Here is a 24,026-nt window from a genome sequence, read left to right as displayed (position 1 = left end):
CCCGACCGCGTCCATGATGTCGACGCATTCGAGCAGGTGGTCCAGGGCCTTGCGGCGGACCTTCGGGTCGGGGTTGGTGACGCTGCCGAGCTTGTAGTCGTCGTCCTGGAACACGTTGGTGTTGACCGCGCCGATCCGCACGCCGCGCTCCTTGGCGTGCGCGGCCAGCGCGGCGTAGTCGTCCACCTTGTCCCACGGGATGTGGACGGCGACACTGGGCGCGACGCCGGTGAAGCGGTGCACCTGCGCGGCGTCGTCGATCTTCTCCTGCGGGGTGCGCGGCACCCCCTGCTGGGCGAAGACCTTGAAGCGGGTCCCCGAGTTGCCGTACGCCCACGAGGGAGTCTCGATCTGCTGGCGGCGCAGGGCGTCCTTCACCGCGCTGGTGTCGTTCACGGGTGCAACCTCACGTTTCTGCTGTCCGGGGCCGCCGCCGGGTGGCGGCGGCGGCCCTCAGTCGAGATGGAAGACCTCGGGGAGCGGCCGCATCCCCTCGTCGGGGCGGCCGTCGAGGTCCTCGAAGAACGGCGCCATCTCCGCCTGCCAGCGGGCGTTGACGTCGGTGCGGGCCATCGCCTCCTGCGCGGCCTGGAAGTCGTCGGTCTCCAGGTAGCCGACGAGCAGGCCGTCCTCGCGCAGGAAGAGCGAGTAGTTGTGCCAGCCCGCCGCGCGCAGCGCCTCCCGCATCTCCGGCCAGACCGCCTGGTGGCGTTCCCTGTACTCCTCCAGGCGGTCCTGCCGGACCTTCAGCAGGAAGCAGACGCGCTTCGTGCCTTTGGATGCCATCGGAAATCGGATCCCGGCGGATCAGAAGTGGTACTGGTCGATGTTCTTGGCGTCGAACACCGTGGGCGGGCCGAGGATGACCTCGCCGTTGGCGCCGATGGTGCGCTCGCCGAGCTTGCCGGCCTTGAACGTCTCGCCCTGCTTGCCGGTGATCTGGCCGGACGACAGCGCCGCCGCCGCGTAGGAGGCGAGGTAGCCGAGGTTCTTCGGGTCCCACAGCTCGAACGACTTGACGGTGCCGTCCTTGATGAACTTGCGCATCTGGTCCGGCGTGCCGAGGCCGGTCAAGGTGACCTTGCCCTTGTACTTGGAGCCGTCGATGTAGCGGGCGGCGGCCGCGATGCCGACCGTGGTGGGCGAGATGATGCCCTTCAGGTTCGGGTACGCCTGCAGCAGGCCCTGCGTCTGCTGGAACGACTTCTGGTCGTCGTCGTCACCGTAGGCGATCTTGACGAGCTTCATCCCGGAGTACTCCGGCTTCTTCAGCTCGTCCTGCATGTACTTGATCCAGGTGTTCTGGTTGGTGGCGTTCGCGGTCGCCGACAGGATCGCGATGTCGCCCTTGCCGCCGATCTGGTCGGCCAGCAGCTTGACCTCGCTGCGGCCGATTTCCTCGGAGCTGGCCTGGTTGATGAACACGTTGCGGCACTCCGGCGCGGTGTCGGAGTCATAGGCGACGACCTTGATCTTCTTGGCCATCGCCTGCTTCAGCGGGCCGCAGACCGCGTTCTGGTCGTTGGCCGCGATCAGGATCGCGTCGTGCCGCTGCTGGATCAGCGTGTTGATGTAGGACACCTGCGAGGACGCCGAGGCGTCGGACGGGCCGACCTCCTTGGCCGAGCCGCCGTACTCCTTGGCGGCCGCGATGCCGGCGTTGTCGACGATCGTCTCGTAGGGGTTGTTCACCTGCTTGGGCAGGAACGCGATCTTCAGGCCCTTCTTCAGGGGCGCGTTCGGGTCCGCCTTGTCGCCGCCGGCGGCGGCCTTGCTGCCCGAGTCGTCCGAGGAGTCCTTGGTGGTGCCGCCGCACGCGGCGAGGGACAGGGCGAGGGCGCCCGCGGACGCGACGGCCACGAGGCGGCGCGGGGCGCGCAAACGAAGGGTCATCACGATTGCCTTTCGGGATTCCAGGTCGTGCTCTGGGGTGGGTTTCTCGGATGCGGCGGGGGACGCGGGTCAGGGAACGGCGGCGGGGACCGCGGGTCGCGCGCCCCGCCGCCGGCCTTGTGCCTCGCGCACCACGGCGATCAGCCGCGGGGTGAGGACGCTGATGATGAGCAGCAGCCCGGTGACGATCGACTGGACCTCGGTGGAGACGTCGTTGAGCATCAGCAGGTTGCGCAGCAGCCCGATGAGCAGCACCGCGGCGATCACGCCGCCGAGGGTGCCCTTGCCGCCGTCGAAGTCGATGCCGCCGAGCAGCACCGCCGCGATGACGGTGAGCTCCAGGCCGAGGCCGTTGTCGGCGCGGGCGCTGCCGTAGCGGAGCGTGTAGACGATGCCGGCGAACCCGGCGACGAGCCCCGACACCACGAACAGGATCAGCTTGAGGCGCTTGACCCGGATGCCGGCGAAGTACGCCGCGTCCTCCTGCGAGCCGATCGCGAACAGCGACCGTCCGACGCCGGTGGCGTGCAGCACCACGGCCGTGATGATCGCTAGGACGGCGAACAGCGCGATCGGGTACGGGATCGGCGTCCCCGGGATCGACTCGGTCGCCAGGTTCGTGTACCGGGTGGGGAACTCGGAGATGGCCTCGGTGCCGAGCACGACGTACGCCAGGCCCCGGTACAGGGTCATGGTGCCGATCGTCACCGCGAGCGAAGGCAGCCCCAGCCGGGTGACCAGCAGGCCGTTGACCAGGCCGCAGACGACGCCGACGACCAGTACGACCGGGATGATCGTCTCGATCGCCATGCCGTTGTCCCACATCTTGCCGGTGAGGGCGCTGCACAGGCCGAGCACGGACGCGACCGACAGGTCGACCTGCCCGCACACCACCAGCAGCGTCATCGGCAGCGCGATCAGCGCGATCTCGCTGAGGTCGCCGAGCGCGAACGACAGGTTGTCGGTGTTGGCGAAGTCGGGCGAGAACCCGGCGCCGCCGGCGAAGACGATGACCAGCAGGGCGGTGACGGCGGTCTCCCACCGCAGCAGCCGGCCCAGGCTCTGGCCCAGGCTCTGGCCGCGCGGGGCGCTCTTCGTGTCAGTGGTCACGACACCTTTCCTTTCGGCGCCTCGTCCTTGGTCGTCGATGCGGTCGCCTTGGCGGTCGCGTTGCCGGGAGCCGCCGCGGGAGCCGCGGGGCCGTCGTCGCGGTGGACGCCGGACTCCAGCGACCGCTGCTTGAGCGCCCTGGTCACGCGCAGGGCCAGCAGCCGGTCCACGCTGATCGCCAGGAGCAGGAGGACGCCGGTGATGGCGTCCTGCCAGAACGAGTTGACCTTGAGCACCACCAGCACGCTGCCGATGGTGGTGAGCAGCAGCGCGCCGAGCGCCGCGCCGTACACGGTGCCGACGCCGCCGGTGATCGCGACGCCGCCGACGACGACGGCGCTGACGACCTTCAGCTCCCAGCCGTGCGCGGCGTCGGCGACGACGGTGCCGAACCGGGCGAGCCACAGCACCCCGGCGAGGCCGGCGAGGCCGCCACTGACGAGGTAGGCGGTGAGGACCCGGCGACGGAGCGAGATGCCGGCGAGGTTCGCCGCCTCGGGGCTGGACCCGATCGCGTAGAACTCCCGTCCGGAGGAGTAGGAGCGCAGGTAGTAGCCCATCATCAGCATCACGATGACGGTGATGACCGGCAGGTACGGGATGCCGAGGATGGAGTCGTTGCCGAGCGACAGCACCGAGGACGGCAGGTCGGCGGCGCCGATCTGGTCGCCGTGCGCGATCCGGTAGTCCAGGCCCTGGATCACGTAGAGGGTGCCGAGGGTGACGACCAGGGCGGGCACCTTGCAGAAGCTGACGAGCAGGCCGTTCACGAGGCCGCAGGCCAGCCCGATGGCGACGCCGAGCAGCACCACCAGGACGACGTTGCGGTCGCCGCCGGAGGCGAACTTGCCGGTGGTGAACGCGACGAGCCCGACCACGGAGCCGACCGACAGGTCGATGTTGCGGGTGACGACGACCATCGACTGGCCGACGGCCAGCAGCGCCAGGATGGAGGCGTTGAGGAAGATGTCCTTGACGCCCTGCCCGGACAGGAACCGGTGGTTGGCGAGCTCGGTGCCGATGACCAGCACGACCAGCGCGCCGAGGATGCTCAGCTCGCGGGCGCGCAGGACGAGTTCGACCAGCCGGCGCCCGCCGCCTGGCGGGCCGCCGGAGCCCGGCTTCGCCGGGGACTGGGTGAGCACGGTCATGGGTCAGGCCGCCTTTCCGGTTCCGGCGCGCCCGGTCGCGGCGGCCATCACGCTCTCCTCGGTCGCGTCCGCGCGGGCGAGCTCGGCGGTGAGCCGGCCCTCGTGCATGACCAGGACGCGGTCGGCCATGCCGATCACCTCCGGCAGGTCGGAGGAGATCATCAGTACGGCGAGGTCCTGCGCGGCCAGCTCCGACAGCAGCCGGTGCACCTCGGCCTTGGTGCCGACGTCGATGCCGCGGGTCGGCTCGTCCACGATGAGGACGGTCGGCTCGGTGGCGAGCCACTTGGCGAGCACGACCTTCTGCTGGTTGCCGCCCGACAGCACGCCGACGGTGTCGGTGAGGCGGGCGTACTTCAGCTGGAGCCGCAGCGCCCAGTCGGCGGCGCGGCTGCGTTCGACCTTGCGGGAGATGAGCGGGCCGCGCGCCGTCTCCTTGCGCAGGGAGCGCAGCTGGGTGAGACCCATGTTGCGCTCGATGGACATGTCCATCACCAGCCCCTGCTGGCGGCGGTCCTCGGGGACGAGCGCGAGCCCGGCCGACATCGCGGCGGTCGGGCTGCCGGGCGGCAGCGCCCGCCCTGCTACTTCTACGTCCCCGGCGTCCCAGCGGTCGACCCCGAAGATGGCGCGGGCGACCTCGCTGCGGCCGGCGCCGACCAGCCCGGCCAGCGCGACGATCTCGCCGCGCCGCACCTGGAAGGAGACGTCGGTGAAGGCGCCCTCGCGGGTCAGCCGGCTGACCTTCAGCGCGACCTCGCCGGGCGTCACGTCCTGCTTGGGGTAGAGCGCGTCGAGGTCGCGGCCGACCATGCGGCGGACGAGGTCGTCGGCGGTGATGTCCTCGACCCGGTCGGTGCCGATGTAGGTGCCGTCGCGCAGCGTGGTGACCCGCTGGCAGATCTCGAAGATCTCCTCCAGCCGGTGCGAGATGAACAGGATCGCGCAGCCCTGCTCGCGCAGCGTGCGGGTCACGCTGAACAGCCGGGCGACCTCCTGGCCGGTGAGCGCGGCGGTCGGCTCGTCCATGATGAGCACCCGCGCGTCCCGGGAGATGGCCTTGGCGATCTCGACGACCTGCTGGTCGGCGATGGACAGGCCGCGGGCGGGCTGCTGCGGGTCCAGCGCGACGCCGAGCCGCTCGAACAGCTTCGCGGTCTCGGCGTGCACGGTGCGCCGGTCGATGCGGCCGAGCCCGGCGCGCGGCTGGCGGCCCACGAAGATGTTCTCCGCGACCGACAGGTCGGGGAACAGCGTGGGCTCCTGGTAGATGACGGCGACGCCGGCGGCCTGCGCGTCGGCGGGGCCGTTGAACGCGACGGGCTCGCCGTCGACTCGGACCTCGCCGGCGTCCGGGCGGTGCACGCCTGCGAACGTTTTTACGACCGTGGACTTGCCCGCGCCGTTCTCGCCGGCGAGCGCGTGCACCTCCCCGGCGTGCAGCTCGAGGGTGACGCCCTGCAGGGCCCGCACGGCGCCGAACGATTTGCTCACGTTGACCAGTGCCAATGTCGGCGGCGTCGGCCTGCCGGGTGCACTCATGGCCACCCTCCTCGGACGGGGAGTCTGTGACGGATGGATGAAAAACGTTTTAACGCGATGTTGCGGAGGACGCTAGATGTGAGCCGGAGCACCCGTCAAGAGGGAACTTCGCCGGAAGATCGCCCCGATCCTGCGCAAACCCTTGCTTCACCGGGGTTGGGCGGGTTTCGGAAGTCGCTCCCGTCCGGCTCCGGTCAGCCCGGCTCGGACGCGGCCACTTCCGACAGCGGGGTTGACACGTTTTAATTCGATGTCCCAAAGTGAGCGGCGGCACACCAGCGGAGCGACCGGGGGCACAGATTGAGCACAGACGACACCGGGCGCCCCGCGGTCGCGGGCCCGGCGGCGGACGGCCAGGGCGGGAACGGCGGCGTCCGCACCGTCGGTATCAAGCAGGTCGCCGCGCACGCGGGCGTCTCGCCGGGCACCGTCTCCAACGTGCTCAACCGGCCCGAGCGGGTCGCCGCCGCGACGCGCACCCGCGTCGAGCAGGCCATCGTGGAGCTCGGCTTCGTCCGCAACGGGTCGGCGTCGACGCTGCGCGCCGGGCACTCCAGCACGATCGGGCTGATGGTGCTGGACCTGGCGAACCCGTTCTTCACCGACGTCGCGCGCGGGGTCGAGGACGTCGCCAGCGAGCGCGGCTACGCGGTGATCCTGTCCTCGTCCGGCGAGTCCGACGAGCGCGAGCAGCGCAACCTGCGGGTGCTGGCCGAGCAGCGGGTCCGCGGCGTGCTGCTGACCCCCGTCGGCGACGAGGGCGGCAACGCCGACCGGCTGCGCGACCGCGGCGTCCCCGTCGTGCTGCTGGACCATCCGACGCCGCGCGCCAACCAGTGCTCGGTCGCCGTCGACGACGTCGCGGGCGGCGAGCTGGCGGTGACGCACCTGCTCGACGACGGCGCCCGCACGCTCGCGTTCGTCACCGGCCCCGCGGGCCTGCGGCAGTGCGCGGACCGGCGGCGCGGCGCGCTGCGGGCGCTGCGCGCCGCGGGCCTCGATCGCGAGGTGCTCCAGGAGGTCGGGGTCGGCGCGATGAACGCCCGCGCCGGGCAGGAGGCGGCGCACCGGCTGCTGGAGTCCGGCGGGCCGCTGCCCGAGGCGATCTTCTGCGCCAACGACCTGCTGGCGCTCGGGGTGCTGCGGGTGCTGCTGCAGGCCGGTGTGAAGGTGCCGACCGACGTGGCGCTGATCGGGTACGACGACATCGAGTTCACCGCGGCGGCCGCCGTCCCGCTGAGCTCGGTCCGCCAGCCCACCTACCAGCTCGGCCGCATCGCGACCGAGCTGCTGCTCGAGGAGTGCGACGAGTCGCGCGGGCACGCCCACCAGCAGGTCATGTTCCAGCCGGAGCTGGTGGTCCGCGAGTCCAGCCGGGCCGCCGCCGGAGACCGGGAGATCGCCTCACCATGAAGAGCGCACGAGCATGAAGGTCGCACTGTTCCTCACCTGCGTGAACGACACGATGTACCCGGGGACCGGGCGCGCGATGGTGCGGCTGCTGCGGCGGCTCGGCCACGAGGTGGAGTTCCCCGAGTCGCAGACCTGCTGCGGCCAGATGCACCTCAACACCGGCTACCGCACCCAGGCGCTGCACATGGTGAAGGGGTTCGCCGAGACGTTCGATCCCTACGACGCGATCGTGACGCCGTCGGCGTCGTGCGGCGCGATGATCCGCGACTGGCATCCGAAGCTGGCGCCGCGGACGGCCGGCGTCGCGTCCCGCGTGTACGAGCTGTCGGAGTTCCTGGTGGACGTCCTCGGCGTCACCGACGTCGGCGCGTACTTCCCGCACCGCGTCACCTACCACCCGACGTGCCACTCGCTGCGGATGCTGCACGTCGGCGACCGTCCGCTGCGGCTGCTGCGCGAGGTGCGCGGCATCGACCTGGTCGACCTGCCGGACGCGCGGGAGTGCTGCGGGTTCGGCGGGACGTTCGCGCTGAAGAACTCCGAGGTGTCGGCCGCGATGTGCGCCGACAAGGTGACCGCCGTGCGGGAGACGAAGGCCGAGGCGCTGTGCGCCGCCGACAACTCCTGCCTGATGCACATCGGGGGCGCGCTGACGCGCACCCGCGCGGGGGTGCGGACCGTCCACCTGGCCGAGATCCTCGCCTCCACCGAGGAGGACCCCTCATGACCTCGTCCGCGATGCCGACCTATGTCGGGATGCCGTCGTTTCCGGACGCGGCGCGGCGCGCGGTCGCCGACACGCGGCTGCGCGGCAACCTCGCGCACGCCACCACCACGATCCGCGACAAGCGCGCCGCCGCCGTCGCCGAACTGGACGACTGGGACGCGCTGCGCGAGGCCGGCAAGCAGATCAAGGACCACGTCCTCGCCAACCTCGGGCACTACCTGCGGCAGCTGGAGGAGAAGGTCACCGAGGCCGGCGGGACGGTGCACTGGGCGCGCGACGCCGAGGAGGCCAACCGGATCGTCGCCGACCTGGTGAAGGCGACCGGCGAGACCGAGGTCGTCAAGGTCAAGTCGATGGCCACGCAGGAGATCGGCCTGAACGAGGCGCTCGCCGAGCACGGCATCACCGCCTACGAGACCGACCTCGCGGAGCTGATCGTCCAGCTGGGGCACGACCGGCCGTCGCACATCCTGGTCCCGGCGATCCACCGGAACCGGTCCGACATCCGCGACATCTTCCTGCGCGAGATGGAGGACGTCCCGGACGGCCTCACCGACTCCCCCGCCGCGCTGGCGGAGGCGGCGCGCCGTCACCTGCGCGCCAAGTTCCTGTCGGCGAAGGTCGGGATCTCCGGGGTGAACTTCGCCGTCGCCGACACCGGCACGCTCGTCGTGCTGGAGTCGGAGGGCAACGGCCGGATGTGCCTGACCATGCCCGACACGCTCATCTCGGTGATGGGCGTGGAGAAGCTCGTGCCGAGCCGGCGGGACCTGGAGGTCTTCCTCCAGCTGCTCCCCCGCTCCTCCACCGCCGAACGCATGAACCCCTACACCTCGACGTGGACGGGCGTGCATCCCGGAGACGGCCCGCAGACCTTCCACCTCGTCCTGCTGGACAACGGGCGCACCGACACGCTCGCCGACGAGGTGGGGCGGCAGGCGCTGCGCTGCATCCGCTGCTCGGCGTGCCTCAACGTGTGCCCGGTCTACCAGCGCGCCGGCGGCCACGCCTACGGCTCGCCCTACCCGGGCCCGATCGGCGCGATCCTGTCGCCGCAGATCAGGGGCATCGGGTCGGAGGTGGACGCGTCGCTGCCGTACGCGTCGTCGCTGTGCGGGGCGTGCTTCGAGGCGTGCCCGGTCGCCATCGACATCCCCGAAGTGCTCGTGCATCTGCGGGCCCGCGCCGTCGAGCACGGCCCCCGGCATCCCCTCGAACGGGTCGCGATGACGGCGGCCGGATGGACGCTGCGCTCCCCCACCCGCCTCGCGTTCGCGCAGCGCGCCGCGTCCGCGAGCCGCCGCATCGTCGCGCCGCGCGGCCGGATCCGGCGGCTGCCCGGGCCGCTCAGCGCCTGGACCGAGACGCGGGACGCGCCCGCGCCGCCGCCCGAGTCGTTCCGCGCCTGGTGGAAACGGACCGACGGCGGACGCACGGAGGAGGAGCAGTGAGCGCGCGGGAGGAGATCCTCGGCCGGATCGACCGGATCATGCCGGCGCGCCCGGCCGCCGAGGTCGCCGCCGGATACGCCGCGATCGACCGCGGCTACCTGCGCCGCCACCACGAGGACGGCGTGCTCGACCTGTTCGCCGAGCGGGTCGCCGACTACCGCGCGACGGTCCTGCGCGTCCCGGCGTCGGGACTGGCCGCGATGGTCGCCGAGCGCCTCGCCGCGCGTCCGGGCGTGTACGGGGTCCCGGCGGACCTGCCCCAGGAGTGGACGTCGCAGGTGAACGGCGACCTGGTCCGCGGCCCGGACATCGCCGCGCTCGACGGCCTGGCGGGCGCGGTCACCGGCTGCGCCGCCGCGATCGCCGAGACCGGGACGATCGTGCTCGACCACGGCCCGGCGCAGGGCCCGCGCGCGCTGTCGCTCGTCCCCGACTACCACCTGATCGTCGTGCTCGCCGACCAGGTGGCGCCGGACGTGCCGGAGGCGCTGGAGCGGCTCGACCCGCACCGCCCGCTGACGTTCGTGTCCGGGCCGTCCGCGACCAGCGACATCGAGCTGTCGCGCGTCGAGGGCGTGCACGGGCCCCGCACCTTGGAAGTCGTGATCTCAGAATGAGCGAAGCGAACCGGGGGGCGTGGGGGGTCGTCCCCCCACAGGAGACGCGCATGACCGAGACCTTCGCCGCCGTGGATCTGGGCGCGTCCAGCGGGCGCGTCATGGCCGGACGGGTCGGGCCCGGCACGCTGGAGCTGGCGGAGGTCCGGCGGTTCCCGAACCGGCCCGTTCGGGTCAACGGCACCCTGTACTGGGACGTCCTCGGCCTCTACGGCAACGTCCTCGACGGATTGCGCGCCGCGCCGGCCGGTCTCGCGTCGATCGGCATCGACTCCTGGGCCGTCGACTACGGGCTGCTCGACGAGCACGGCAAGCTGATCGGCAACCCCGTCCACTACCGCGACTCCCGCACCGACGGCGTCATGGACCGGATTCGCGCCGAGGTCGGCGACGACCTGCTGTACCAGACGTCCGGCCTGCAGTTCCTGCCGTTCAACACCGTCTACCAGCTCGCCGCCGACGACCTGGCGCGCGCCCGCACGCTGCTGCTGGTCCCCGACCTGCTCGCGCACTGGCTGACCGGCGCGGTCGGCGCCGAGCGGACCAACGCGTCCACGACCGGCCTGCTGGACGTGCGGGACGGCGCCTGGTCGCGCGACCTGCTCGCCCGCCTCGGCCTGCCCGCCGCGCTCCTGCCGCCGATCCGCGAGCCGGGCGAGGTGCTGGGGACGCTGCGCCCCGACGTGGCGGAGGAGACCGGCCTGCCCGCGACGCTGCCGGTGGTGGCGGTCGGCTCGCACGACACCGCGTCCGCCGTCGCCGCCGTCCCCGCGACCACCGACCGGTTCGCCTACATCTCCTGCGGCACGTGGTCGCTGGTCGGCGTCGAGCTGCGCGAGCCCGTGCTGACGGAGGCGAGCCGCAAGGCGAACTTCACCAACGAGGGCGGCGTGGACGGCACCGTCCGCTACCTGCGCAACGTCATGGGCCTGTGGCTGCTGCAGGAGTCGATGCGCGCGTGGGGGAACCCGGACCTGCCGTCCCTGCTCGCCGAGGCCGCCGACGTCCCGGGCCTGCGCAGCCTCATCGACCCCGACGACCCGGAGTTCCTGCCGCCGGGCGACATGCCCGCGCGGATCGCCGCGCACTGCCGCCGCCGCGGGTTCCCCGAGCCCGCGACCCGCGCCGAGACCGTCCGCTGCATCATGGACAGCCTCGCGCTGGCGCACCGCGCCACGCTGCGTCAGGCGTCCCGGCTGTCCGGGCAGGAGATCGACGTGGTGCACCTGGTCGGCGGCGGCAGCCGCAACGAGCTGCTGTGCCGGCTCACCGCCGACGCCGCCGGGCTGCCGGTCGTGGCCGGCCCGGTCGAGGCGACGGCGCTCGGCAACGTCCTCACCCAGGCCCGCGCGCACGGCCTGGCCGGCACCCTCGCCGAGTCCCGCGCGCTGGTCGCCGCGACGCAGCCGCTGCGCCGCCACGAGCCGTCCGGCGACACCGCCCGCTGGGACGAGGCCGCCGACCGCCTCGGCCTCGACCGCTGACGCGCGGCGCGGGGATGTCACGTTCCTGGGAGGGTTTCACTCCCTGTGGTTGACATGCGGGGCGCGTCGGCGGTTGATAGCAGGGACGCGCGGGGCGTGTTGTCCCGCTCCTATTGACGTTCGACCCGATAAGGTAAAACCCGCTTGAAGGACCGGGAACCACGGCAAGCATGATCAGGGCGTGTCGGCCGCCTGTCTCTGTGGGGTGTGGACATGAGCGACGCCGGTGCTCCGCTGGTGGGGCGACGCGACGCGCTCGGCGCGCTGAACCGCGCGCTGGACGCGACCGCCACGGGCTACGGCTTCCTGGCGCTGGTCGGCGAGCCCGGCGCCGGCAAGACCCGGCTGCTGAACGAGCTCGCCGACGGCGCGTCCGCCCGCAAGCTGCCCTACCTGGCCGGCCGCGCCGCCGAGTTCGAGCAGGAGATGCCGTTCGGCGCCGTCGTCGACGCCCTCGACGACCGGCTGGAAGACGACGTCCCTGAGCTGTCGTCCGGCGCACTGCGGCTGCTCGGCACCGTGTTCCCCGCGCTGGCCGACCGCGTCGCCGGTCCGGACGCCGGGCACGCCCCCGACGGGGCCGCCGACCCGGTCGCCCGCTACCAGCTGCACCGCAGCGTCCGGCATCTGCTGGAACGCCTGGCCGCGCCGTCCGGGCTCGTGCTGATCCTCGACGATCTGCACTGGGCCGACGACGCGACGATCGAGCTGATGGACCACCTGGTGCGGCACCCGCCGCGCGCGAACGTGCTGGTCGCGGTGGCCTACCGGCCGGCGCAGGCGTCGCCGCGGCTGGCGGCGCTGGCGGACGCGGCCGGGCCGGCGGGCACCCGGGTCCCGGTGGAGCCGCTGTCGCGCGGCGAGGTGGAGGAGTTCCTCGGCCCGGACGTGCCCCGCGCCCTCGCCGAGTCGCTGTACAAGGCCAGCGGCGGCAACCCGTTCTACCTGGAGGCGCTGGCCCGGATGGGCCGGCACGGCGACCGCGTCCTCGGCGCCGACGGGATCGAGGGGCGGGACTGGGAGAAGGGCGTGGCGAACCTGACCGAGGTGCCGCCCGCCGTCCGGACCGCCCTGCAGGTGGAGCTGAGCGCGCTGCCGCCGGAGGCGCTGCTGATGGCGCGCGGCGCGGCCGTCGCGGCGGACGTGTTCGAGCCGGCGCTGGCCGCGGTCGCCGCGGAGATGGCGCAGGACGAGGCGCTCGCCGCGCTCGACGCGCTGACCGCGCACGACGTGGTCCGGCCGACGTCGGGCGGCCGGTTCCGGTTCCGGCATCCGCTGGTGCGGCACGTCGCGTACGCCTCGACGGCGGCGGGCTGGCGGTTCGCGGCGCACTCGCGGGTGGCGGCGCGGCTGGCCGAGCTCGGCGCCCCGGCGGCGGTGCGCGCCCACCACGTGCTGCGTTCGGCCCGGTTCGGCGACGCCGAGGCGATCGGGACGCTGGTCGAGGCCGCCCGCGCCGTCGCGCCCCAGGCGCCCGGCACCGCCGCGTACTGGCTGGAGGCGGCGCTCGGGCTGATGCCGGACGGGACCGAGGCGTCCGCCGCGCCCGGCGGCCCGGCCGACGGCAGGGCGCTCCCGGACCGGATCGAGCTGCTGGTGGAGCTGGCGCAGGTGCAGGCGTTCAGCGGCCACGCCGAGGAGGGCCGGGAGACCGCCCGCACCCTGCTGAGCCTGCTGCCGCTGGACGACACCGTCCGGCGCGCCCGCACGGTGCACATGTGCGCGCGGATGGAGCGGCAGCTCGGCCGCATCCACGAGGCGCGCGCGCTGGTGCTGGACGAGCTGCGCCGCATCACCGACCGGCAGACCCCCGAGGCGGTGCTGCTGCGGATCCGGCTGGTCGCCGACCGGATCCAGCGGGCCGACGCCCGCGGCTCCCAGGCCGTGCTGGACACGCTGCCCGACAGCGCGCCCGGCTGGGGGCCGGGCCTGACCGCGGCGGTCGCGTCGATGCGCCCGATCGTGTCGTACGTGCGGGGCGAGGTCGCCGAGGCGGTCGCCTACGCCGAGGCCGCCGACCAGCTGTTCGCCGCCGCGTCCGACGGCGACTTCGCCGACTGCCTGGACTGCATGGTCTGGCTGCTGTTCGCCGAGTCGTTCCTCGGCATGCACGACAGCGCCGTCCGCAACGCCGACCGGCTGGTGACGATCACCCGGGCGACCGGGCAGACGTTCATCCTCGGCTACATGCTGGCCGGGCGGTCGCGGGTGCTGATGCTGCGGGGCCGGCTGGCAGAGGCCGCGGCGGACGCCGAGGAGGCGACCGCGGTCGGCCGCGCGCTGGACTCGCCGGAGGTGCTGGCCTACGGGCTGATCCAGCAGTGCCTGACGGCGAGCTGGGCCGGCGACCACGACCGCGCGCTGCGGGCCGGCGAGGAGGCCGTCGCGCAGGACACCGGGTCGGGCGAGTGGTGGACGCACATGGCGCACGTCGCGCTCGCGCTGGCCACGATCAACGCGGGCCGTACCGAGGAGGGCGCGCAGGCGCTGATCGCGGCGTGCGGCGACGGGACGCAGGGCCTGGAGTTCAGCACGCTGGTGATGTGCGCCGAGCAGCTCGCCTGCGTGCGGGCCGGGCAGGGCGACGCCGCCGACGCCGCCCGGTGGGCCGACATCGCCGAGGCCATCGCCGACCCCGCGCTCGCCGGCGACGTCGGGGTGGCGCGGCTGGCGCGCGCGCACGCGCTCCGGGTCGCCGAGCCGGGCCGGGCGGCGCGGCTCGCAGCGGACGCGGCGGGGCTGCTGGCCGGGGCGGGCCGCCGGCTGGAGGCCGGGCGCGCCGAGCTGTCGGCCGGGATCGCGCACGCTGCCGCCGACGAGCGCGGCGAGGCCCGCGAGCGGCTGCGCGCCGCGGCGGCGGTCTTCGAGGAGTGCGGGATGCTCGGGCTGCACGCGCAGGCCGTCCGCGAGCAGCGCCGGCTCGGGATCCGGGTGCCGGGCGCCGCCCGCACCGCGCCCGCCGGCGGGCGCGGCAAGGCCGGCAAGGGGGACCTGCCGTTCGGGCTGTCGCCGCGCGAGCACGAGATCGCGCTGCTGGTCGCCGAGGGGCTCGGCAACCAGCAGATCGCCGAGCGGCTCTACCTCAGCGTCCGGACGGTGGAGACGCACCTGTCCCGGGTGTTCGCCAAGATCGGCGTGTCGTCCCGGGTCGGGGTGGCCACCGCGATGAACCGACAGGGCTGAGCGGCCCTCTCATCTCACGTACGCGGGCGCACGGGCTCCCGCGTCCCACCCACCACGTAAGTACGGGTTCTCCACGATGCCGGGCGTACCGCCGCGTTTGGCAAGGTTGGGGCCGTCAGAGAGCCGAAGGGGAACGACATGGGCCAGCGGATCGCGCGATTCACGCTCGCGGGCGTCACCGACGCCGAGGTCTCCGTGCACCCCTTCGCGACCGAGGACGGGCTGGGCCTGAACCTCACCCGGTTCCACCGCGCCGACGGCGACGACGTCGTCCTGCTGGTGCACGGGCTCACCACCTCCAGCGACATGTACATCATGCCGGAGCACGAGAACCTGGTGAGCTTCCTGCACGACTCGGGGTTCGGGGACGTGTGGGCCCTGGACTTCCGGATGAGCGGCCGGTTCCCCTACGACTCCGAGACGCACCGCTTCACCCTCGACGACGTCGCGCAGTACGACCATCCGGCGGCGATCGCCGAGCTGCGCAAGCACATCGGCGACCGGCGCGTGCACGTGATCTCGCACTGCCTGGGGTCGGTGTCGTTCGCGATGGCGCTGTTCGCCGGCACCGTCACCGGCATCGCCAGCCTCACCTGCAACAGCGTCGCGCTGACGCCGCGCACGCCGCTGTGGTCCCGGATCAAGCTCGGGTACGGGCCGGCGATGCTGGAGTACGTGCTCGGCCCCTCCCACCTCGACCCGCGCTACGGCACCGCTCCCGCGCTGACCCGCGGCTGGATGATCGCCAAGGCGGTCGGGCCGTTCCACCCGGCCTGCGACGAGCCCGCCTGCCACATGCTCAGCTTCATGTGGGGCGGCGGCAAGCCGATCTTCAGCCACGACAAGATGTCGCCGGTCACGCACGGCCGGCTCACGGACCTGTTCGGCTCCGTCGGCGTGCACTACTACCGGCACGTCCACAAGATGGTGAAGGCCGGCCGCGCGGTGAGGTACGACCCGCGCGACCCCCGCCACGCCGGCCTGCCCGCCGACTACCTGGCGGGCGCCGCGGACGTCGACACTCCGATCCTGTTCCTCACCGGAGACCGCAACCACGTGTTCACCGACTCCAACATCGTCTGCCATCGCACGCTCGAACGGATCACACCGGGCCTGCACGAGCTGGAGATCCTCCCGGGCTACGGGCACCAGGACCCGTTCATGGGCGCCGAGTCCGCCACCGAGGTGTTCCCGCGGGTCGTGGACTTCCTCAAGCGGAAGGCGGGCTGACATGGGCGCCCCCCGCGCGACGGCCGAGCACGTCGACACCGTGGTCGTCGGCTCCGGGTTCGGCGGCTCGGTGACCGCGTTCCGGCTGGCCGAGGCCGGGCGGCAGGTGGTGCTGCTGGAGCGCGGCCGGCCGTACCCGCCCGGCAGCTTCCCCCGCTCCCCCGCCCAGGTCGGGCGCGCCTTCTGGGACCCGGCGGCCGGGCTGTACGGGATGTTCGACGTGTGGAGCTTCGGCGGCTGCGACTCGGTCGTGTCGTCCGGGCTCGGCGGCGGCTCGCTGATCTACGCCAACGTGCTGCTGCGCAAGGACGAGCACTGGTTCGTGCACGACGAGCCGATGCGCGGCGGCGGCTACGAGCCGTGGCCGATCTCCCGCGCCGACCTCGACCCGCACTACGGCGCGGTCGAGGAGATGCTGGGCGCCACGCCGTACCCGCTGGACAGCGCGCCGTTCAACGACACGCCGAAGACGCACGCCATGCAGGACGCGGCGGCCGAGCTCGGCCTCGACATCGCGCTGCCGCCGCTCGCGGTCAGCTTCGCCGGCCGGCCCGGCGGCACGCCCGGCATCGGCCTGCCGATCGCCGACGCCGGGTACGGCAACATCCACGGCGCCGCCCGGCGGACGTGCCGGATGTGCGGCGAGTGCGACATCGGCTGCAACGACGGCGCCAAGAACAGCCTCGACCACACCTACCTGTCGGCGGCAAAGCACCACGGGGCCGACATCCGCACCTCGCACGAGGTGAAGGCGATCCGGCCGCGTCCGGGCGGCGGGTACGAGGTCGACTACGTCCACCACGCCGACCTCACCGTCCGGGAGCGGCGGCCCCAGGTCGCCACCCTCTCCTGCGACCGGCTGGTCCTCGGCGCCGGCACCTACGGGACGACGTTCCTGCTGCTGAAGTGCAAGGAGGCGTTCCCGGGGCTGAGCGAGGCGCTCGGCAGCCGGTTCAGCGGCAACGGCGACCTGCTGACGTTCCTGCTGAACGCCAGGGACCGGGACCGGGTCCGGCCGCTGGACGCCGCCCGCGGCCCGGTGATCACCACCGCGATCCGGCTGCCCGACGAGGTGGACGGGGTGCCCGGCGCGGGCCGCGGCGCCTACATCGAGGACGGCGGCTACCCGGGGTTCGCCGACTGGATCGTGCAGGGCTTCGACACCCGGCACGAGATCGAGCGCGCGGTGAGGTTCCTGTGGGGCCGCTTCACCGAGTTCTTCAAGGACGCGCCGGACACCAACCTGTCGGCGGAGATCTCCGACCTGATCGGCGACGGGGCGCTGACGGTCAGCTCGCTGCCGCTGCTCGGGATGGGCCGCGACACCGCGGACGGGCGGCTGTTCCTGCGCGGCGGTCGGCTCGCCGCGGAGTACTCGGCCGAGACCAGCGAGGCGCTGTTCACCCGCGTCCGCAAGACCATGCAGGGCATCGCGGACGTGCTCGGCGCGCACTACGCCGACAACCCGATGTGGTTCCGCAAGCGGATCATCACGGTGCATCCGCTGGGCGGCGCCCCGATGGGCGCTCACCAGGGCGAGGGCGTCTGCGACGCCTTCGGCGAGGTGTTCGGGTTCCCGGGCCTTTACATCTCCGACGGGGCGGCGATGCCGGGCCCGGTGGGCCCGAACCCCTCGCTCACGATCGCCGCGCAGGCCGACCGGCTCGCGACGCGGCTGCTGGAGAACCTGTCCGCGCACGGGGGCGCGGGCCGGGCGGAAGGCGCGGGGGCGCCGGAGCCGGGGGCAGAGGGCTCGGGGGACGAGGGCTCGGGGGCAGAGGGTGCGGGGACCGTCCCGTCCGACACGGGGGCCGAGCCGGCCGGGGGAACCGGCTCGCCGGACGGGGCGGGGCGCGACCCGGCGTACGGCACGGGTCCGGGGAGCGGCGGCGGTCCGGGGGGACCGCCCGCCGCGGCGCCCGGCCGTACGTCGCTGTCGTTCACCGAGGAGATGAAGGGGTTCATCACCTACGGGGAGAGCGACGCGCGGATCGGCGAGCTGGCCGGCGGGCGGATCCCGCTGTCGTTCCGGCTGACGATCACCGCGCACGACGTGGACCGGTTCCTGACCGAGCCGGACCACACCGCGTCCGCCGAGGGGTGGGTGGACGCGCGGGGGCACGGGGGCCGCCGCGAGGTGGAGCGGGGGTGGTTCAACCTGTTCGTCCCCGACGGCGGGGAGGACCGCCGGCTGATGAAGTACCGGCTGTACTTCACCGACGGGGCGGGCCGGCCGCTGACCCTCACGGGGCACAAGAACGTCCTGCACGGTCCGCCGACGCGGATCTGGCCGGACACCTCCACGCTGTACGTGCGGCTGCTGGAGGGGCACGTCCCGGAGGAGGCGGAGGGCGGGGCGCCGGTCGCGGGGGCGGGCGTCCTGCACATCCGGCTGACCGACTTCGCGCGGCAGCTGGCGACCTTCCGCACGACCGGCCCGGACGGGGCGGAGGCGCTGGTGCGGTTCGGCCGGTTCTTCGCCGGGGAGCTGTGGGAGGTGTACGGCCCGGACCGCGCGGGCTGATCGCCCAAGGGGGGCTCGATCGTGCAGGCCGAGGGAACTGCGGGGTGCTCTCGGCCTGCACCTTTTTCTTCGCGCGGGCCGTCCGGCGGAGGGCGGCCAGAGGACGGCGGCTAGAGGTCGCCGGCGCGGCGGGCGGGGCAGTCGGGCGGGCAGTGCTCGGCGTGGGCGGGGAGCCAGCGGGTGAACGCCTCGATCATCGCTTTCAGGCCGAGGCGCAGCAGCGGGCCGGTGGCGGGGACCAGCGGCTCGAACTGCGCCTGCCAGCGGATGAACGTGCCGGTGCCGCGCTGGTCGAGGTGCACGTCGGAGCGGTAGCGGCGCAGCGGCAGACCCTTGAGCGCGATGTAGGCGAAATGGGTGTCGGGCTCGTAGGCGACGGTCTGCTCGGCGGCGGGCCAGATCGTCTTGACCGCGCCGACGCCGTAGGTGGTGGTGTCGCCCTTGCGGGTCTGCCTGGCGGGGGTGGGGAACCGGCCCCACGCGCCCCACGCCTCGGGCACGGCGAGGTGCCGGAAGACCTCGGCGGGCGTGGCGGCGGTGGCGGCGGTCGCCTCGATCTCGTACGGCATGGTGGCCCCTCCCCGGCGTGATTACCGCACGGTAGCCAGCCGGGTACCGGGGCACAAGCCCTTCGGCCCGCGCGTCCGGCCGGCCTCCGCGAGCCGCGTCCGGTCAGCCCTCGGCGAGCCGCGACCGGTAGACGCCGCGGGCCCGGTCGAGCAGGTCGAGGTGGTCGGCGAGCTGCGCGGGGCCGTCCAGGCGGGCGGCGCGGCGGATCATCTCCTCCAGGCCGTCGAGGTAGTCCAGGCACCAGCGCAGGTCGGCCTCGCGGGCCACGGGCCGGCCGTCCACGTTCAGGTGGACGGGGCTGGTGTGGGCGAACGCGCCGGCGTGGTTCATCGACCGCGGGTGCGGCGGCCCGGACGCGACGGCGACGAGGTAGGTGGGGCGCTCCACGGTGAGCTCGGCGGTGATCTCGCCGGGCGGCCCCTCGGCGATGACGCCGTCGGCCGTGCGCAGCTGGACGGTCAGCACCTCGGGGCCGACGGTCCGGGCCGTCACGGTGACGCGGTCGCCCGGTGCGAGGTCCAGGACGTCGCCGGGGCCGTGCCCGTCCACCTCCAGCTCCAGCCACGGCCCGGTCGTGGCGAAGGTGCGTCCGCGGCGGACGGCCTCGGCGAACGACGCGGCGGTGAGCGGGCCGTCCACGCGGGCGTAGACGCGTCCCCACCCGGGCGGGCTGGACTGGTTGCCGCGCCGCTGGAACGACAGCATCGCGTCCGTCCCGGCGGTGGCGGCCAGCGCGTTGCCCGCGCCGAGCAGCCGCCGGTAGACGACGGCGGTCGCCTGGATGGAGGAGTGGTTGACGACGTCGAGGGAGTCGACGAGGCCGAGCGCGGCGTCGGCGACGATCTCGCGGGCCGAGCAGTTGCGGCCGGAGGTCAGCAGCGCGGCGGGCGGGTCGTCGTCGTTGGCCGGGAGGTGGAAGGGGTGGCTGTAGCCCATCAGCGCGCCGCGTTCGCGCAGCTCCCGGTAGCCGTCGCCGTTGGGCGGCCAGTCGGGGGCGCCGATGAACCCGGTGTGGTAGCGGCCGGGCGGCGCGTCCACGCCGAACGCGTACAGGTGGCCGAGCAGGTCGTTGCGGTACTCGACGCCGAGCCGGGCGATGTGGGTCGCGTCCGACCACGGCAGGTCGTCCCCGGCCCAGTGCTCCAGGGCCTCGCGGTCGTAGACGCGGTCGCCGGCCACGTTCCCGGCGACGAGGTTGAGGACGTGCAGGTCCTCGCCCTGCTGGACGGCGGCGGCCTGCGCGGGCGTCCCGACGGTGTCGCCCGTCCAGTTCATGTGGACGTGCATGTCACCGCCGAACCAGCCCTTGGCGGCCGCGTCGTACAGCCGCGCGGGGGCGAGGTCCACGAGGGTCTCCGCGCCGGCCGCCGGGGTGAGGGTCCGCTCGGCGGTCCCGTACTCCATTCCGCGGGTGACGCGGACGGTGAGCGGTTCGGCGGGGACGTCCAGGACGACGTCGTCGCCGTGGAAGTAGGGCGCGCGGTTCGCGTCGATCCGCTCGGGCGCGCCGTCCGGGTACCAGCCCTGGCCGTCGGCGTCGACGACCGTCCAGCGGCAGGGGAATCCGGCGCGCAGCCGCAGCCGCCCGGCGGGGGCGCGCTGGACGAGCGCGCCGAGCGCGACCGGCGTCCCGTCGGCGGTGACGCCGCTGCCGGAGGTGATCGGCACGAGCCGGGCGCCGCCGGGCGGGATCTCGTGGTCGGCGCCGTCGATCCGCACGGTGGCGGGCGTGCTCCGGGACGAGTCGATGAGGAGGGTGGTGCGCAGGTCCCGCCCGTCCAGCAGGGTCCGGGCGACGCTCTTCAGCGACGCGCCGTCCGCGGTGAGGCGCAGGACGGCGAGGTTGTCCAGGGCCCGGCCGGCGAGCGCGTCGCGGACGACCTCGGCGGCGTCGAGTTCGGGGACGCGCGCGTCGATCTCCTCCGCGGAGGCGTCCGGGAACCGGGCCAGGAGCTGCTGGAGGCCGGTGATCCAGAAGTCGTGCTCGTTCAGCAGGAACGCGCTGGTCTCGATCTGCCGGACGAAGCCGTTGGTGGGCTCGCCCCAGGTCGGGCCGTGCTCGCGCAGCAGTCCCCGGTACTCCTCCAGGGCCCGCGCGACCGCGGGCGGTGCCAGCGGGTCGGCGTCGCACATCGTCGTCCCTCCCGGTGTGGGGGACCGTCAGCGTGACACGGAACCGGTAGGGCGCCTAGGGCCGCTTCCGGTCCCGGGATGCGCCTTTTGCACCGCGGATGCGCGAACGCACCACCGCGTATATGGATCATGCTCCGCGGGACGGCGGCGTCTGCGCGCGCGCCCGGAACGCGGCGGTCTTCACGCGGTTCTGGCAGGCGGTCGAGCAGAAGCGGCGCTTGCCGTTGCGGGAGGTGTCGACGTAGACGCGGTCGCAGTGCGGCGCGGTGCACACGCCGAGCCGGTCGGCGAACTCGCCGCCGAGGACGACGGCGAGGCCGGTGGCGCAGGACGCGCCCCAGTCGGCGGTGATGGTGTCGCCGATGCCGTGGAAGTGCACGTGCCACGGCTCGCCGTCGTGGCGCTCCAGCCGGGGCCTGGCGCGGGTCTCCTCCAGCAGCCGGTTGATCTGCCCGGCGGCGGTGTCCAGGTCGCCGCCGGCGGCGGCCTCGAAGACCACGCGCAGCTCGCGGGCGACGGCGGCCAGCTCCGCGGCCTGGTCGGCGGTGAGCCTCCTGCCCCAGCCGGCGCCCTCCAGGAACGCCTCGCCCGCGGTGACGAGGTCGGGCACCGCGAAGGGGCGGCCGCGGCTCTCGCCCTCGGTCAGCTCGTTGACCAGGGTGACGGCGTCCGCCACCACCCCGTCGGTGTAACTGTTGAAGTTCACTTGACCAGTCACCTATTTCCGGTTTAGCGTGTAACTGTCCAAAGGCTACATGACAGTCACAGGAGGGGTCATGACGCTGCTCGACCAGGAGACCGCCGGCACCTGGATCGCGCGCTGGGACGCCCAGCAGGAGGGCTACGTGCCCGACCGCGAGGAGCGCTTCACCGCGATGATCGACGCCGTCGAGGCCGCCGCCGGCCGCCCCGACCCGCTCGTGCTGGACCTCGGCTGCGGGCCCGGCTCGCTGGCCGGCCGGCTCCTCGACCGCATCCCCGGCGCCACCGTCGTCGCCATCGACACCGACCCGCTCCTGCTGTCGCTCGGCCGCGCCGTGCACGCCGGCCGCGACGGCATCGCCTTCACGTCCCTCGACCTGCGCGAGCCCGGCTGGGCCGCCCGGCTGCGCCTGCCCCGGCAGGCCGACGCCGCCCTCAGCACCACCGCGCTGCACTGGATCTCCCCCGCCGAACTGCGCGTGGTGTACGGCGAGCTGGCGACGCTGCTGCGGCCCGGCGGGCTGTTCCTCAACGGCGACAACCTGCACGTCGACGACGCCGCGCCCGGCCTGGACCGGCTGGAGGGCGCGCTGCGCGAGCGCCGGCGGGCCCGGCACCGCGCCGCCGGACCGCGCCCGGAGAACTGGGAGCAGTGGTGGGAGGCGATCGGCGCCGACCCCGCCTTCGCCGAGCTGCGCGGCCGGAGCACCGAGGAGGTCACCGGCCACCACGACTCGCCGTCGCGGCTGCTGTCCGCGCACGCCGAGGCGCTGCGCGCGTCCGGCTTCACCGAGGTCGGCACGCTCTGGCAGCACGGCGACAACCGCGTCCTCGCCGCCCTCCTCGGCACCTGACCCGATCTCGCGGCGGGGCGTTGGCTGCGGCGGGGCGTTCGCCGCGGTGGGGGCGGTCGCCGTACGCTCGGCGGTCGTTGGGTTCGCCGAGCCGGCGGTCGCGCCGGCACCGACAGTAAGGAACGATCATGAGCACAGCGGCGGACGGCGCCCCGGTCACCCTGGTCACCGGCGGCGGCAGCGGGATCGGCGCGGCCGTCACCCGGATCCTGCTCGGCCGGGGCCACCGCGTCGCCATCACCGGACGCGGCGAGGAGCGGCTGAAGGCGTTCGCCGCCGAGGCCGGTGCAGGCGGGGCGCTGCTGACCTTCCCGGGCGACGCGTCCGACCCGGAGGCGGTCGGCGCGGCGGTGGACGGGGCGGTCGAGCGGTTCGGGCGGCTCGACCACGTGGTCGCCAACGCGGGCTTCTCCACCCACGACGACCTCGCGGACGGCGACCCCGGGCAGTGGCGGGAGATGCTGCTGACCAACGTGCTGGGCCCGGCGCTGCTGATCCGGGCGGCGCTGCCCGCGCTGCGCGCGAGCGGCGGCCGGATCGTGCTGGTCGGCAGCACCGCCGGCGTGAAGAACACGCCCGGCAACTTCTACTCGGTGACCAAGTTCGCGGTGTCGGCGCTGGCGGAGAACGCGCGGGTGCTGGTCACCGGCTCCGGCGTCGGCGTCACCCTCGTCTCCCCCGGACGGGTGGAGTCGCCGTTCTGGGACTCGCGGGACGGCGGCGTGCCCGACGGCCCCGTCATGACGTCGGAGAACGTCGCCGAGTCGATCGTGTGGGCGCTGTCGCAGCCGGCGGGCGTCGAGGTCAACTCCGTGGTGCTGCGTCCGTCCGGCCAGGTGCACTGACCGCGCGGGCCGGGCGCGCGGCGCGCCCGGCCCGCGGCGATCAGGAGCGGGCGATGCCGTACAGGTGCTCGACGTGCAGCCGGACGACGAGCCGCCCGTCGCGCACCATCGCGCGCCGGTAGTCGTCCCAGTCGGGATGCTCGCCGCCGATGGCCCGGTACACCTCGATGAGCTCCTCGACGGCCGCGTCGTGCGGATCGGCCGCGACCTCGCTCAGCTCGGCGGTGCCTTCGGCGACCGTGTAGGACCAGCCGTCCGCCGCGCTGACGTGCAGGCTCGCGCGCGGGTCGCGGCGCAGGTTGCGGGCCTTGGCGCGGTCCGCGGTGATCGAGACGCGGACCAGCCGGGAGCCCGCGTCGTAGTGGTAGTTGACGTTGGACAGCTGGGGCCGCCCGTCCCGCTTCAGGGTGACCAGCACCCCGAGGTCGCGCTCCTCCAGCAGTCTCTCCAGCGCCGCGTCGTCCGCCATCGCCCGCCTCCCGGATCGTGATCGTTTCAGGGCACAACGGCGCCCGGTCATGATCACTTCCCGGGAGCGCGGCCCGCGAACCGGCCCGCGAACCGGCCGGCGCGGCGGCCGGCCGGCGCGGCCGGCGC

The 24,026-nt window shown here is 73.7% G+C and carries 19 protein-coding genes and 1 pseudogene; 10 read left to right on the top strand and 10 right to left on the bottom strand.

Going from position 1 to position 24,026, the window contains the following annotated elements; translation table 11 throughout:
* From QP089_RS48440 to QP089_RS48415, 6 genes and pseudogenes are all read right to left on the bottom strand, one after another.
* Positions 1 to 396 (bottom strand): annotated as a pseudogene (locus QP089_RS48440) (L-rhamnose isomerase); the annotation flags it as partial.
* 57 nt (positions 397 to 453) lie between these two features.
* A complete protein-coding gene (locus QP089_RS48435; RefSeq protein ID WP_285921391.1) occupies positions 454 to 786 on the bottom strand; it encodes an L-rhamnose mutarotase in 333 nt (110 codons plus the stop codon).
* Positions 787 to 807: 21 nt separating this feature from the next.
* A complete protein-coding gene (rhaS, locus tag QP089_RS48430; protein ID WP_285921390.1) occupies positions 808 to 1,893 on the bottom strand; it encodes a rhamnose ABC transporter substrate-binding protein in 1,086 nt (361 codons plus the stop codon).
* Positions 1,894 to 1,962: 69 nt separating this feature from the next.
* Positions 1,963 to 3,003 (bottom strand): ABC transporter permease, encoded by a 1,041-nt coding sequence (locus QP089_RS48425; RefSeq protein WP_285921389.1) that lies wholly within the window; start codon positions 3,001 to 3,003, stop codon positions 1,963 to 1,965.
* The gene (locus QP089_RS48420) at positions 3,000 to 4,154 is read right to left on the bottom strand and encodes an ABC transporter permease (protein ID WP_285921388.1); all 1,155 of its coding nucleotides are present in this window, start codon (positions 4,152 to 4,154) and stop codon (positions 3,000 to 3,002) included. Before QP089_RS48420 ends, QP089_RS48425 begins: the two co-directional genes overlap by 4 nt.
* Positions 4,155 to 4,157: 3 nt before the next feature.
* Positions 4,158 to 5,696 carry a sugar ABC transporter ATP-binding protein gene (locus QP089_RS48415; RefSeq protein WP_285921387.1) on the bottom strand — a complete coding sequence of 513 codons (1,539 nt, stop codon included), beginning with the start codon at positions 5,694 to 5,696 and terminating at the stop codon, positions 4,158 to 4,160.
* A gap of 300 nt (positions 5,697 to 5,996) precedes the next feature.
* Here QP089_RS48415 and QP089_RS48410 point away from each other — a divergent pair, with 300 nt between their 5' ends.
* The 8 genes from QP089_RS48410 to QP089_RS48375 all read left to right on the top strand — a co-directional run bounded on the left by QP089_RS48410 (position 5,997) and on the right by QP089_RS48375 (position 18,325).
* Positions 5,997 to 7,109, top strand: coding sequence for a LacI family DNA-binding transcriptional regulator (locus QP089_RS48410; protein ID WP_446474155.1), 1,113 nt, complete (start codon positions 5,997 to 5,999; stop codon positions 7,107 to 7,109).
* Between the two features lie 13 nt (positions 7,110 to 7,122).
* Positions 7,123 to 7,836, top strand: a complete 714-nt coding sequence (locus QP089_RS48405) for a (Fe-S)-binding protein (RefSeq protein ID WP_285921386.1) — start codon at positions 7,123 to 7,125, stop codon at positions 7,834 to 7,836.
* A complete protein-coding gene (locus tag QP089_RS48400; RefSeq protein WP_285921385.1) occupies positions 7,833 to 9,287 on the top strand; it encodes a LutB/LldF family L-lactate oxidation iron-sulfur protein in 1,455 nt (484 codons plus the stop codon). Before QP089_RS48405 ends, QP089_RS48400 begins: the two co-directional genes overlap by 4 nt.
* Entirely contained in the window at positions 9,284 to 9,904 is a 621-nt protein-coding gene (locus QP089_RS48395; RefSeq protein WP_285921384.1) for a LutC/YkgG family protein, read from the top strand. The genes QP089_RS48400 and QP089_RS48395 overlap by 4 nt, the downstream gene beginning before the upstream one ends.
* 50 nt (positions 9,905 to 9,954) lie before the next feature.
* Positions 9,955 to 11,388: a rhamnulokinase gene (locus QP089_RS48390; RefSeq protein ID WP_285921383.1), complete on the top strand. Its 1,434-nt coding sequence runs from the start codon at positions 9,955 to 9,957 to the stop codon at positions 11,386 to 11,388.
* A gap of 213 nt (positions 11,389 to 11,601) precedes the next feature.
* Positions 11,602 to 14,571 carry a helix-turn-helix transcriptional regulator gene (locus QP089_RS48385; RefSeq protein ID WP_285921382.1) on the top strand — a complete coding sequence of 990 codons (2,970 nt, stop codon included), beginning with the start codon at positions 11,602 to 11,604 and terminating at the stop codon, positions 14,569 to 14,571.
* 138 nt (positions 14,572 to 14,709) lie between these two features.
* Positions 14,710 to 15,801 carry an alpha/beta hydrolase gene (locus QP089_RS48380; protein WP_285921381.1) on the top strand — a complete coding sequence of 364 codons (1,092 nt, stop codon included), beginning with the start codon at positions 14,710 to 14,712 and terminating at the stop codon, positions 15,799 to 15,801.
* 1 nt (position 15,802) lies between these two features.
* Positions 15,803 to 18,325, top strand: coding sequence for a GMC oxidoreductase (locus QP089_RS48375; RefSeq protein ID WP_285921380.1), 2,523 nt, complete (start codon positions 15,803 to 15,805; stop codon positions 18,323 to 18,325).
* Between the two features lie 110 nt (positions 18,326 to 18,435).
* Here QP089_RS48375 and QP089_RS48370 read toward each other — a convergent pair whose 3' ends face one another.
* From QP089_RS48370 to QP089_RS48360, 3 genes are all read right to left on the bottom strand, one after another.
* Complete coding sequence (locus QP089_RS48370; protein WP_285921379.1) at positions 18,436 to 18,894, bottom strand: SRPBCC family protein; 459 nt, start codon at positions 18,892 to 18,894, stop codon at positions 18,436 to 18,438.
* A gap of 103 nt (positions 18,895 to 18,997) precedes the next feature.
* Positions 18,998 to 21,028, bottom strand: a complete 2,031-nt coding sequence (locus QP089_RS48365) for a CehA/McbA family metallohydrolase (protein WP_285921378.1) — start codon at positions 21,026 to 21,028, stop codon at positions 18,998 to 19,000.
* A gap of 127 nt (positions 21,029 to 21,155) precedes the next feature.
* Entirely contained in the window at positions 21,156 to 21,734 is a 579-nt protein-coding gene (locus QP089_RS48360; protein ID WP_285921377.1) for a CGNR zinc finger domain-containing protein, read from the bottom strand.
* Positions 21,735 to 21,804: 70 nt separating this feature from the next.
* Here QP089_RS48360 and QP089_RS48355 point away from each other — a divergent pair, with 70 nt between their 5' ends.
* Both QP089_RS48355 and QP089_RS48350 read left to right on the top strand, forming a co-directional pair.
* Entirely contained in the window at positions 21,805 to 22,584 is a 780-nt protein-coding gene (locus QP089_RS48355; RefSeq protein ID WP_285921376.1) for a class I SAM-dependent methyltransferase, read from the top strand.
* 128 nt (positions 22,585 to 22,712) lie between these two features.
* Positions 22,713 to 23,429 (top strand): SDR family oxidoreductase, encoded by a 717-nt coding sequence (locus QP089_RS48350; protein WP_285921375.1) that lies wholly within the window; start codon positions 22,713 to 22,715, stop codon positions 23,427 to 23,429.
* A gap of 40 nt (positions 23,430 to 23,469) precedes the next feature.
* Here the strand turns inward: QP089_RS48350 and QP089_RS48345 are convergent, their stop codons facing one another.
* On the bottom strand, positions 23,470 to 23,898 hold the full coding sequence (locus tag QP089_RS48345) for a PPOX class F420-dependent oxidoreductase (protein ID WP_285921374.1): 429 nt from the start codon (positions 23,896 to 23,898) through the stop codon (positions 23,470 to 23,472).
* Positions 23,899 to 24,026: the final 128 nt, after the last annotated feature.

The sequence above is a fragment of the Actinomadura opuntiae genome (assembly GCF_030283205.1).
Lineage (GTDB): Bacteria > Actinomycetota > Actinomycetes > Streptosporangiales > Streptosporangiaceae > Spirillospora.
Note: the sequence above shows the minus strand (reverse complement) of the source record. Positions and strands in the feature narration are given on the sequence as shown.

Excerpts from the sequence above, each read along its gene's own strand:
- QP089_RS48345 (WP_285921374.1), bottom strand. The coding sequence starts at position 23,898 with ATGGCGGACGACGCGGCGCTGGAGAGACTGCTGGAGGAGCGCGACCTC.
- QP089_RS48355 (WP_285921376.1), top strand. The coding sequence starts at position 21,805 with ATGACGCTGCTCGACCAGGAGACCGCCGGCACCTGGATCGCGCGCTGG.
- QP089_RS48350 (WP_285921375.1), top strand. The coding sequence starts at position 22,713 with ATGAGCACAGCGGCGGACGGCGCCCCGGTCACCCTGGTCACCGGCGGC.
- QP089_RS48375 (WP_285921380.1), top strand. The coding sequence starts at position 15,803 with ATGGGCGCCCCCCGCGCGACGGCCGAGCACGTCGACACCGTGGTCGTC.
- QP089_RS48400 (WP_285921385.1), top strand. The coding sequence starts at position 7,833 with ATGACCTCGTCCGCGATGCCGACCTATGTCGGGATGCCGTCGTTTCCG.
- rhaS (WP_285921390.1), bottom strand. The coding sequence starts at position 1,893 with ATGACCCTTCGTTTGCGCGCCCCGCGCCGCCTCGTGGCCGTCGCGTCC.
- QP089_RS48385 (WP_285921382.1), top strand. The coding sequence starts at position 11,602 with ATGAGCGACGCCGGTGCTCCGCTGGTGGGGCGACGCGACGCGCTCGGC.
- QP089_RS48405 (WP_285921386.1), top strand. The coding sequence starts at position 7,123 with ATGAAGGTCGCACTGTTCCTCACCTGCGTGAACGACACGATGTACCCG.
- QP089_RS48420 (WP_285921388.1), bottom strand. The coding sequence starts at position 4,154 with ATGACCGTGCTCACCCAGTCCCCGGCGAAGCCGGGCTCCGGCGGCCCG.
- QP089_RS48435 (WP_285921391.1), bottom strand. The coding sequence starts at position 786 with ATGGCATCCAAAGGCACGAAGCGCGTCTGCTTCCTGCTGAAGGTCCGG.
- QP089_RS48390 (WP_285921383.1), top strand. The coding sequence starts at position 9,955 with ATGACCGAGACCTTCGCCGCCGTGGATCTGGGCGCGTCCAGCGGGCGC.
- QP089_RS48370 (WP_285921379.1), bottom strand. The coding sequence starts at position 18,894 with ATGCCGTACGAGATCGAGGCGACCGCCGCCACCGCCGCCACGCCCGCC.
- QP089_RS48365 (WP_285921378.1), bottom strand. The coding sequence starts at position 21,028 with ATGTGCGACGCCGACCCGCTGGCACCGCCCGCGGTCGCGCGGGCCCTG.
- QP089_RS48380 (WP_285921381.1), top strand. The coding sequence starts at position 14,710 with ATGGGCCAGCGGATCGCGCGATTCACGCTCGCGGGCGTCACCGACGCC.
- QP089_RS48415 (WP_285921387.1), bottom strand. The coding sequence starts at position 5,696 with ATGAGTGCACCCGGCAGGCCGACGCCGCCGACATTGGCACTGGTCAAC.